This window comes from Actinomadura macrotermitis (assembly GCF_009604375.1).
In the GTDB taxonomy this organism is placed as follows: Bacteria; Actinomycetota; Actinomycetes; order Streptosporangiales; family Streptosporangiaceae; genus Spirillospora; species Spirillospora macrotermitis.
In genome coordinates, this window is record NZ_WEGH01000003.1 from 1,511,497 (window position 1) to 1,520,667 (window position 9,171).

At 67.9% G+C, this 9,171-nt stretch carries 20 protein-coding genes; all 20 read right to left on the reverse strand.

Features of this window, described 5'->3' with window-relative positions; translation table 11 throughout:
• Position 1: 1 nt before the first annotated feature.
• On the reverse strand, positions 2 to 184 hold the full coding sequence (rpmD, locus tag ACRB68_RS28440) for a 50S ribosomal protein L30 (protein WP_153537466.1): 183 nt from the start codon (positions 182 to 184) through the stop codon (positions 2 to 4).
• Positions 181 to 804 carry a 30S ribosomal protein S5 gene (gene rpsE, locus ACRB68_RS28445; protein ID WP_456356039.1) on the reverse strand — a complete coding sequence of 208 codons (624 nt, stop codon included), beginning with the start codon at positions 802 to 804 and terminating at the stop codon, positions 181 to 183. Before rpsE ends, rpmD begins: the two co-directional genes overlap by 4 nt.
• Positions 805 to 835: 31 nt before the next feature.
• A complete protein-coding gene (gene rplR / locus ACRB68_RS28450) occupies positions 836 to 1,222 on the reverse strand; it encodes a 50S ribosomal protein L18 (protein ID WP_153537468.1) in 387 nt (128 codons plus the stop codon).
• Positions 1,223 to 1,224: 2 nt separating this feature from the next.
• On the reverse strand, positions 1,225 to 1,782 hold the full coding sequence (gene rplF, locus ACRB68_RS28455; protein WP_153537470.1) for a 50S ribosomal protein L6: 558 nt from the start codon (positions 1,780 to 1,782) through the stop codon (positions 1,225 to 1,227).
• 17 nt (positions 1,783 to 1,799) lie between these two features.
• The gene (gene rpsH, locus ACRB68_RS28460) at positions 1,800 to 2,198 is read right to left on the reverse strand and encodes a 30S ribosomal protein S8 (protein WP_153537472.1); all 399 of its coding nucleotides are present in this window, start codon (positions 2,196 to 2,198) and stop codon (positions 1,800 to 1,802) included.
• Positions 2,199 to 2,343: 145 nt separating this feature from the next.
• The gene (locus ACRB68_RS28465; protein WP_019632606.1) at positions 2,344 to 2,529 is read right to left on the reverse strand and encodes a type Z 30S ribosomal protein S14; all 186 of its coding nucleotides are present in this window, start codon (positions 2,527 to 2,529) and stop codon (positions 2,344 to 2,346) included.
• A 2-nt stretch (positions 2,530 to 2,531) separates the two neighbouring features.
• Positions 2,532 to 3,107, reverse strand: coding sequence for a 50S ribosomal protein L5 (rplE, locus tag ACRB68_RS28470; RefSeq protein ID WP_153537475.1), 576 nt, complete (start codon positions 3,105 to 3,107; stop codon positions 2,532 to 2,534).
• Between the two features lies 1 nt (position 3,108).
• Positions 3,109 to 3,417, reverse strand: coding sequence for a 50S ribosomal protein L24 (gene rplX, locus ACRB68_RS28475; RefSeq protein WP_153537477.1), 309 nt, complete (start codon positions 3,415 to 3,417; stop codon positions 3,109 to 3,111).
• Entirely contained in the window at positions 3,417 to 3,785 is a 369-nt protein-coding gene (rplN, locus tag ACRB68_RS28480) for a 50S ribosomal protein L14 (RefSeq protein ID WP_026414311.1), read from the reverse strand. The genes rplX and rplN overlap by 1 nt, the downstream gene beginning before the upstream one ends.
• Positions 3,786 to 3,846: 61 nt before the next feature.
• The gene (rpsQ, locus tag ACRB68_RS28485) at positions 3,847 to 4,125 is read right to left on the reverse strand and encodes a 30S ribosomal protein S17 (protein WP_153537479.1); all 279 of its coding nucleotides are present in this window, start codon (positions 4,123 to 4,125) and stop codon (positions 3,847 to 3,849) included.
• Positions 4,125 to 4,370 (reverse strand): 50S ribosomal protein L29, encoded by a 246-nt coding sequence (gene rpmC / locus ACRB68_RS28490; RefSeq protein WP_153537481.1) that lies wholly within the window; start codon positions 4,368 to 4,370, stop codon positions 4,125 to 4,127. Before rpmC ends, rpsQ begins: the two co-directional genes overlap by 1 nt.
• Positions 4,370 to 4,789: a 50S ribosomal protein L16 gene (gene rplP / locus ACRB68_RS28495; RefSeq protein WP_153537482.1), complete on the reverse strand. Its 420-nt coding sequence runs from the start codon at positions 4,787 to 4,789 to the stop codon at positions 4,370 to 4,372. The genes rpmC and rplP overlap by 1 nt, the downstream gene beginning before the upstream one ends.
• Before the next feature lie 6 nt (positions 4,790 to 4,795).
• Complete coding sequence (rpsC, locus tag ACRB68_RS28500) at positions 4,796 to 5,674, reverse strand: 30S ribosomal protein S3 (protein ID WP_328594892.1); 879 nt, start codon at positions 5,672 to 5,674, stop codon at positions 4,796 to 4,798.
• On the reverse strand, positions 5,674 to 6,054 hold the full coding sequence (gene rplV, locus ACRB68_RS28505; RefSeq protein ID WP_153537484.1) for a 50S ribosomal protein L22: 381 nt from the start codon (positions 6,052 to 6,054) through the stop codon (positions 5,674 to 5,676). The genes rpsC and rplV overlap by 1 nt, the downstream gene beginning before the upstream one ends.
• Positions 6,055 to 6,118: 64 nt before the next feature.
• The gene (gene rpsS / locus ACRB68_RS28510; RefSeq protein WP_153537486.1) at positions 6,119 to 6,400 is read right to left on the reverse strand and encodes a 30S ribosomal protein S19; all 282 of its coding nucleotides are present in this window, start codon (positions 6,398 to 6,400) and stop codon (positions 6,119 to 6,121) included.
• 12 nt (positions 6,401 to 6,412) lie between these two features.
• Positions 6,413 to 7,246 (reverse strand): 50S ribosomal protein L2, encoded by an 834-nt coding sequence (gene rplB / locus ACRB68_RS28515; protein WP_153537488.1) that lies wholly within the window; start codon positions 7,244 to 7,246, stop codon positions 6,413 to 6,415.
• Positions 7,247 to 7,285: 39 nt separating this feature from the next.
• Positions 7,286 to 7,585, reverse strand: coding sequence for a 50S ribosomal protein L23 (rplW, locus tag ACRB68_RS28520; protein ID WP_153537490.1), 300 nt, complete (start codon positions 7,583 to 7,585; stop codon positions 7,286 to 7,288).
• Positions 7,586 to 7,597: 12 nt separating this feature from the next.
• Entirely contained in the window at positions 7,598 to 8,200 is a 603-nt protein-coding gene (rplD, locus tag ACRB68_RS28525) for a 50S ribosomal protein L4 (RefSeq protein WP_328594893.1), read from the reverse strand.
• Entirely contained in the window at positions 8,197 to 8,847 is a 651-nt protein-coding gene (gene rplC, locus ACRB68_RS28530) for a 50S ribosomal protein L3 (RefSeq protein WP_153537492.1), read from the reverse strand. Before rplC ends, rplD begins: the two co-directional genes overlap by 4 nt.
• Before the next feature lie 15 nt (positions 8,848 to 8,862).
• Positions 8,863 to 9,171: a 30S ribosomal protein S10 gene (rpsJ, locus tag ACRB68_RS28535; RefSeq protein ID WP_018657599.1), complete on the reverse strand. Its 309-nt coding sequence runs from the start codon at positions 9,169 to 9,171 to the stop codon at positions 8,863 to 8,865.

Consider the following 9,171-nt stretch of genomic DNA (forward strand, 5'->3'; position numbering starts at 1 on the left):
GTCAGTCGACCTCCTCGACGGTGACCAGGTGGGCCACCGTCCGGATCATGCCGAGCACCTGCGGGGTGTCCTCGCGAACGGTGCTCTGACCGATCTTCTTGAGGCCCAGGGTGCGCAGCGTGTCACGCTGGTTCTGCTTCTCGCTGATCACAGACTTGATCTGCGTGATCTTCAGCTGGCTCATGACGAGGCGACCTCCGCCCGCGGCTCGCTGCCGGCGGCGCGCGCCCGCAGCATGGCGGCCGGCGCGACGTCCTCGATCGGCAGGCCGCGCTTGGCCGCGATCTCCTCGGGACGCTTCAGGCCCTTCAGGCCCGCGACGGTCGCGTGCACGATGTTGATCGCATTGTCGGTGCCGAGCGACTTGCTCAGCACGTCGTGGATGCCGGCGCACTCCAGCACGGCGCGCACCGGGCCACCCGCGATGACACCGGTACCCGGGCTGGCCGGGCGCAGCAGGACGACGCCGGCGGCGGCCTCACCCTGGACGGTGTGCGGGATGGTGCCCTGGATGCGCGGCACCTTGAAGAAGTGCTTCTTGGCCTCCTCGACGCCCTTGGCGATCGCCGCGGGCACCTCCTTGGCCTTGCCGTAGCCGACGCCGACCGTGCCGTTGCCGTCGCCCACGATCACCAGGGCGGTGAAGCTGAAGCGACGACCGCCCTTCACGACCTTGGCGACGCGGTTGATCGCGACGACCTTCTCGATGTACGACTGGCCCTTGTCGGCGCCACCACGACGGTCGTCGCGGCGGCCGTCGCGACGGTCGCCACCCTGACCGCCACCACGCCTCTGCGCTGCCATCAGTGGTTCCTCTTCTCGTTGGTCGGGGCCATCAGAACTCCAGCCCGCCTTCGCGCGCACCGTCCGCCAGGGCGGCGATGCGGCCGTGGTACTTGTTGCCGCCACGGTCGAAGACCACCGCGGAAACGCCGGCCTCCTTGGCCCGCGCGGCGACGAGCGCGCCGACCTTGCGGGACTTGGCCGTCTTGTCGCCGTCGTCGGCGCGCAGGTCGGCCTCCATGGTCGACGCGTAGGCCAGCGTGTGGCCCTTGCTGTCGTCGATGACCTGGACGAACAGGTGCCGGGTGCTGCGGGTCACGACCAGGCGCGGCCGCGCGGCGCTGCCGACGACCTTCTTGCGGACCCGCAGGTGCCGGCGCTTGCGGGACTTGGCCCGCGCCGACGTGGCCTTACCGGCCAGGGTCTTGGTGCCTGCCATGACTACTTACCAGCCTTTCCGACCTTGCGGCGGACCTGCTCACCCTGGTAGCGAACGCCCTTGCCCTTGTACACGTCGGGCTTGCGCAGCTTGCGGATGTTGGCGGCGGCCTCGCCGACCTTCTGCTTGTCGATGCCGTCGATGTGGATCAACGCGTTGATCTGGTCACGACGCACGTTCTCGACCCGCAGGGTGATGCCCTCGGGGGCGTTGAAGATGATCGGGTGGCTGTAACCCAGCTTCAGCTCGACCTGCGTCGGGCCCTTGGCCTGGGCGGTGTAGCCCACGCCGCGGATCTCCAGCGTCTTGCTGTAGCCGTTGGTCACGCCCTCGACCATGTTGGCGACCAGCGCCCGCGACAGGCCGTGCAGCGCACGCACCGTGTTCACGTCGTTCGGGCGGGTCAGGGTGAGGGTGCCGTCCTCCTGCCGAACCTCGATGGGCTCGGCGATGGTGTGCGACAGCGTGCCCTTCGGCCCCTTGACGGTGACCTCACGGCCGTCGATCTTGACCTCGACGCCACCGGGCACGGCAACGGGGAGACGTCCAATGCGAGACATGTTGTGAGCCCTCCCCTCTACCAGACGTAGGCGAGGACTTCGCCGCCCACGCCGCGCTTGCCGGCCTGCCGGTCGGTCATCAGTCCGGAGGACGTCGAAATGATCGCGACGCCCAGTCCGCCCAGGACCTTCGGCAGGTTGTCCTTCTTCGCGTACACCCGCAGACCCGGCTTCGAGACGCGCTTGATGCCGGCGATGGAGCGCTCACGGGTCGGACCGAACTTGAGCTCGACAACGAGCTTCTTGCCGACCTCGGCGTCCTCCACGCTCCAACCCGAGATGTAGCCCTCCTGCTGGAGGATCTCGGCGATGTGCGCCTTGATCTTCGAGTACGGCATCGCCACGGTGTCGTGGTACGCCGAATTCGCGTTACGCAGACGCGTCAGCATGTCTGCGATCGGGTCGGTCATCGTCATGGCCTACAGGCCCTCCCTCGCCACGGTTTCCATGCGCTCGTACCACGAGACGCTGGACCTTTGGCGCGGTCATGGGCACCTTCGACAGGTGCCCGGTGGTTATTACACAGGCCGGGAAGGCCGCGCCCCGCCAGGGGCGCGGTCCTCACCAGCTGGACTTCGTGATGCCGGGCAGCTCGCCCCGGTGCGCCATCTCGCGGAAGCAGATACGGCACAGGCCGAACTTCCGGTAGACGGAGCGCGGACGCCCGCAGCGCGAGCAACGAGTGTACGCGCGCACGCCGAACTTGGGCTTCCGGGCCGCCTTGGCGATCAGCGACTTCTTCGCCATGCTCAGTTCTCCTTGAAGGGGAAGCCCAGGAGCTTCAGGAGCGCCCGGCCCTCGTCATCGGTCTTGGCCGTGGTCACGATCGTGATGTCCATGCCACGCTGCCGGTCGACCTTGTCCGGGTCGACCTCGTGGAACATGACCTGCTCGGTCAGACCGAAGGTGTAGTTGCCGTTGCCGTCGAACTGCTTCGGCGACAGGCCGCGGAAGTCGCGGATGCGCGGGAGGGCGGTCGCCAGCAGGCGGTCCAGGAACTCCCACATCCGGTCGCCGCGCAGCGTGACGTGGGCGCCGATCGGCATGCCCTCGCGCAGCTTGAACTGGGCGATGGACTTGCGGGCCCGGTTCACGGCCGGCTTCTGACCGGTGATGTTGGTCAGGTCGCGGACCGCGCCCTCGATCAGCTTGGCGTCCTTGGCCGCGTCGCCGACACCCATGTTGACCACGATCTTGGTCAGCCCGGGGATCTGCATCACGTTGGCGTAGCCGAACTGCTCCTGCATCGCCTTCACGATGTCCTCGCGGTAGCGAAGCTTGAGCCGCGGCTGCGGGATCTCACGCTCGGTGGCGGTCTCGGTCATCTCAGATCTCCTTGCCGCTACGGCGCGAGACCCGGACCTTGGAGCCGTCCTCGTTCACGCGGTACCCGACGCGGACGGGCTTGCCGTCCTCGACCAGCGCCACGTTGCTGACGTGCAGGGCCGCCTCGACGGTGACCCGGCCGCTCTCCTTGCCGGCACGCTGCGCGTCGGCCTTGATGTTCTTGGTGATGAGGTTCACGCCCTCGACGACGACACGCTCGCGGCGCAGGTCGACGCGCAGGACCTTGCCCGTGGCGCCCTTGTCCTTGCCCGCGATGACGATGACCTCGTCACCCTTCTTGATCTTCATCACAGCACCTCCGGCGCGAGCGAGATGATCCGCATGAACTTCTTCTCGCGCAGTTCGCGGCCCACCGGGCCGAAGATGCGGGTGCCCCGGGGGTCGCCGCCGTCCTTGATCAGGACGGCCGCGTTCTCGTCGAAGCGGATGTAGGAGCCGTCCGGACGCCGGCGCTCCTTGCGGGTGCGCACGACGACCGCCTTGACGACGTCACCCTTCTTCACGCCGGCGCCGGGAAGGGCGTCCTTCACCGTCGCGACGATGACGTCGCCGACTCCCGCGTAGCGCCGACCCGAGCCGCCGAGAACCCGGATGCAAAGGATCTCCTTCGCACCCGTGTTGTCGGCGACCTTGAGTCGCGACTCCTGCTGGATCACAACATCTCCTGTTCGTCACACCGGTTCTGAGTCCGCGGACTCAGCCTGGTGGAACCATTAATTACTTGGCCTTCTCGAGGATCTCGACCACGCGCCAGCGCTTGCTGGCCGACAGGGGCCGGGTCTCCATGAGACGGACGCGGTCGCCGACGCCACACTCGTTGGCCTCGTCGTGCGCCTTGTACTTGGTCGTGCGGCGGATCACCTTGTGGTACTTGGCGTGCTTGACGCGGTCCTCGACGGACACGACCACGGTCTTGTCCATCTTGTCGCTGACCACCAGGCCCTCAAGGACCTTACGGCTCGACCGCTGCTCGGTCTGCTCGGTCTGCTCGCTCATCAGCTCTCGTCCTTCGCGGAATCGTCGTCGGCGACCGTGACGATGCCGAGCTCGCGCTCGTTCATCACGGTGTAGATGCGAGCGATCTCGCGCTTGACCGTGCGCAGCCGCCCGTGGCTCTCAAGCTGACCGGTGGCGGCCTGGAAGCGCAGGTTGAACAGCTCCTCCTTCGCCTCCTTCAGCTTGGTGACCAGCACGTCCTGGGGCTCGGTCCGCAGGTCGTCGGCGGTAAGACCCTTGGCCATCAGGACTCACCAACCTCTCGCTTCACGATCTTGCACTTCATGGGGAGCTTGTGGATCGCGCGGGTGAGCGCCTCCCGAGCGACCTGCTCGTTCGGGTAGGAGATCTCGAACATCACGCGGCCCGGCTTCACGTTGGCCACCCACCACTCGACCGAGCCCTTGCCGGAACCCATGCGGGTCTCGGCCGGCTTCTTGGTCAGCGGGCGGTCCGGGAAGATGTTGATCCAGACCTTGCCACCACGCTTGATGTGGCGGGTCATGGCGATACGGGCGGCCTCGATCTGCCGGTTGGTCACGTACGCCGGCTCGACGGCCTGGATGCCGTACTCGCCGAAGGTGACCTTCGTCCCGCCCTTGGCCTTGCCCGACCGCTTCGGGTGGTGCTGCTTGCGGTGCTTGACCTTACGAGGGATCAGCATCGGATGTCAGCTCCCCTCACCACTCGGAGCAGCGTCGGCGGCCGGGGCCGAAGCCGGGGCCTGCTGCTCGGAACTCTGCTGCTGCCTGGGGGCGCCACCGCGCTCGCCGCCGCGGCCGCCACGGCCACCACGGCCGCCGCCACCGCCGCCGCCACGGCGCTCGCCGCCGCCGCCACCGCCGCGCCGGTCGCGGTCACCGCGACCGCCACCGCCGCCGGCCGCGCGCTGCTGCGCCGCCTTGGCCTCGCGCTCGGCGCGCGTCGCCGCCGCCTCGCCCTTGTAGATCCACACCTTGACGCCGATGCGTCCGAACGTCGTCCGGGCCTCGTAGAAGCCGTAGTCGATGTCGGCGCGCAGCGTGTGCAGCGGGACCTGGCCCTCGCGGTAGAACTCCGAGCGCGACATCTCGGCGCCGCCGAGACGGCCGCCGCACTGCACCTTGATGCCCTTGGCGCCGGACTTCATCGCGGACTGGATCGCCTTGCGCATGGCACGGCGGAACGCGACACGGCTGGACAGCTGCTCGGCCACGCCCTGCGCGACGAGCTGGGCGTCGATCTCGGGGTTCTTGACCTCGAGGATGTTCAGCCGCACCTGCTTGCCGGTGAGCTTCTCCAGGTCGCCCCGGAGGCGCTCGGCCTCGGCGCCGCGCCGGCCGATCACGATGCCCGGACGCGCGGTGTGGATGTTCACCTCGACGCGGTCACGGGTGCGCTCGATCTCGACCTTGGAGATGCCCGCCCGGTCCATGCCCTTCTGCAGCATGCGCCGGATCTGGACGTCTTCCTTGACGTAGTCCTTGTACAGCTTCTCCGCGAACCACACGGACTTGTGGTCGGTGGTGATCCCGAGCCGGAACCCGTGCGGGTTGATCTTCTGACCCACTACCGGGCCCTCCTCGTCTTCTTACCGCCGGAAGAGGCCTTGGCCTCGTCCTGCGACTCCACGACCACGGTGATGTGGCTGGTGCGCTTGTTGATGCGGTAAGCACGACCCTGGGCGCGGGGGCGGAAACGCTTGAGCGTCGGCCCCTCGTCCACCCACGCCCGGCTCACCACGAGCGAGCCGGTGTCGAGCTTGAAGTTGTGCTCGGCGTTGGCGATGGCACTCGCCAGCACCTTGCCCACAGGCTCGCTCGCCGTCTGGGGGGCGAACCGCAGCACCGCCTGAGCCTCCGCGGCAGGCAGGCCGCGGATGAGGTCCACCACGCGGCGGGCCTTCCTGGGCGTGACGCGGATGAACCGCGCCTGGGCCCTGGCTTCCATCGCTGTTCCCTCTCTCCTACGTTCAGATCCTCGCCCGCCCTCCGGGGCGGACGCCTCTGCCTGCTCAGCCGCGGCGGCTGCGGCGGTCTTCCTTGACGTGGCTGCGGAACGTGCGCGTCGGCGCGAACTCGCCGAGCTTGTGTCCCACCATCGCGTCGGTGATGAACACCGGCACGTGCTTGCGGCCGTCGTGCACGGCGATCGTGTGACCGATCATGTCCGGCACGATCATGGAGCGCCGGGACCACGTCTTGATGACGTTCTTGGTGCCCTTCTCGTTCTGGGCGTCCACCTTCTTCGCGAGGTGGTCGTCCACGAAGGGGCCCTTCTTAAGGCTACGTGGCATATCGAGCGACTCCTACCGCTTCTTCTTGGCGCGACGACGGACGATCAGCCGGTCGCTCGCCTTGTTCGCCTGGCGAGTGCGGCCTTCCTTCTTACCGTTCGGGTTCACCGGGTGACGTCCACCACTGGTCTTGCCCTCACCACCACCGTGCGGGTGGTCGATCGGGTTCATGGCCACACCGCGGACGGTCGGGCGCTTGCCCTTCCAGCGCATGCGGCCGGCCTTGCCCCAGTTGATGTTCGACTGCTCGGCGTTGCCGACCTCGCCGACGGTCGCCCGGCAGCGGACGTCCACCATGCGCATCTCGCCGGAGGGCATGCGCAGCGTGGCGTACTTGCCCTCCTTGGCCAGCAGCTGGACGCCGGCGCCCGCGGAACGGGCGATCTTGGCGCCGCCACCGGGCTTCAGCTCGATGGCGTGGATGACCGTACCGGTCGGGATGTTGCGCAGCGGCAGGCAGTTGCCCGGCTTGATGTCGGAACCGACACCGTTCTCGACCCGGTCGCCCTGCTTCAGGCCCTGCGGGGCGAGGATGTAGCGCTTCTCGCCGTCCGCGTAGTGCAGCAGCGCGATCCGCGCGGTGCGGTTCGGGTCGTACTCGATGTGCGCGACCTTGGCCGGCACGCCGTCCTTGTCGTGCCGACGGAAGTCGATCACGCGGTAGGCGCGCTTGTGGCCACCGCCCTGGTGCCGGGTGGTGATGCGGCCGTAGTTGTTACGGCCGCCCTTCTTGGGGAGCGGACGCAGCAGCGACTTCTCCGGCTCGCGGCGCGTGATCTCGACGAAGTCGGCCACGCTGGAGCCGCGACGACCCGGGGTCGTCGGCTTGTACTTACGGATGCCCATCTTATTCGTTCATCCCTTGTCTGCTTCGGGGACCGGGCGTCAGCCCTGGCCGCCGAAGATGTCGATCCGCTCGCCCTCGGCCAGGCTGACGATGGCGCGCCGGGTGTCCTTGCGCTTGCCGTAGCCGAACCGGGTGCGCTTGCGCTTGCCCTGCCGGTTGATCGTGTTCACGTTCGTCACCTTGACGCCGAACACCGCCTCGACCGCCTGCTTGATCTGGGTCTTGTTGGCGTCCAGACGGACGAGGAACGTGTACTTGTTCTCGTCCAGCAGCCCGTAGCTCTTCTCCGAGACGACGGGCGCGAGGATGACGTCACGGGGGTCACTGATCTTGTTCATGCCGGACCCTCCTTACTTCTTCGCCGCGCGCGAGACGAACTCGTCGTAGGCCTTCTGCGTGAAGACCACGTCGTCGTTCACCAGCACGTCGTAGGTGTTGAGCTGGTCGGAGACGATGACGTGCACGCTCGGCTCGTTGCGCAGGCTCTTCCAGGTCAGCTCGTCCTCACGGTCCAGGACCAGGAGGACGCGCTTGGCCTCGGTGATGCCGCGCAGCGCGGCCAACGCCGTCTTCGTCTTCGGGGCGTCGCCGTCGATGAGCCCGTCCACGACGTGCACCCGGCCGAAGCGGGCGCGGTCGGACAGGGCGCCGCGCAGCGCGGCGGCCTTCATCTTCTTCGGCGTCTTCTGCGTGTAGTCCCGCGGCTGCGGGCCGTGCACGATGCCGCCGCCGGCGAACTGCGGGGCGCGGGTCGAGCCCTGACGGGCGCGGCCGGTGCCCTTCTGCCGGTACGGCTTCTTGCCACCGCCGGAGACCTCGCCCCGGGTCTTGGTGGCGTGCGTGCCCTGGCGCGCCGCGGCCAGCTGCGCCACCACGACCTGGTGGATCAGCGGCACGGAGGTCTTCGCGTCGAAGATCTCGGCGGGCAGGTCGATGTCGAGCTTGGAGGTCACTTGCCCGTCCCCTTCACTGCGTCGCGGACGAGGACAACGCCGCCGTTCGGACCGGGAACCGCGCCCTTGATGAGGAGCAGGTTCTTCTCGGTGTCGATGCCGTGGACGGTGAGGTTCTGCACCGTGGTGCGGGCGTTGCCGTGCCGTCCGGCCATGCGCAGGCCCTTGAAGACACGACCGGGGGTCGCGCAGCCGCCGATCGAACCCGGCGAGCGGTGCTTGCGCTGGGTGCCGTGCGAGGCGCCGAGGCCCTTGAAGCCGTGGCGCTTCATGACACCGGCGGTGCCCTTGCCCTTGCTGGTGCCGGTCACGTCGATCTTCTGGCCGGCCTCGAACACCTCTACGGTGATCTCCTGGCCGAGTTCGTACTCGGTGGTGTCGTCGGCGCGCAGCTCGACCAGGTAGCGGCGCGGGGTCACGCCGGCCTTGTCGAAGTGGCCCGTCCGCGGCTTGTTCACCTTGCGGGGGTCGATCTGGCCGTAGCCGATCTGCACCGCGGTGTAACCGTCGGTCTCCTGCGAGCGGAGCTGGGTGACGACACACGGCCCGGCCTGGACGACGGTCACCGGAACGATCCGGCCCTCATCGTCGAAGACCTGGGTCATGCCGAGCTTCTCGCCCAGGACGCCCTTTCTCTGCGTACTCATATCTGGGTGCGTCCCTTAGAGCTTGATCTCGATGTCAACGCCGGCCGGAAGGTCGAGGCGCATCAGCGAATCGACCGTCTTGGGCGTCGGGTCGATGATGTCGATCAACCGCTTGTGCGTGCGCATCTCGAAGTGCTCGCGCGAGTCCTTGTACTTGTGCGGCGAGCGGATGACGCAGTACACGTTCTTCTCGGTCGGCAGCGGCACCGGGCCCGCGACCTTGGCGCCCGTCCGCGTCACCGTCTCAACGATCTTCTTCGCGGAGGTGTCGATGACCTCGTGGTCGTAGGCCTTGAGCCGGATGCGGATCTTCTGTCCCGCCAT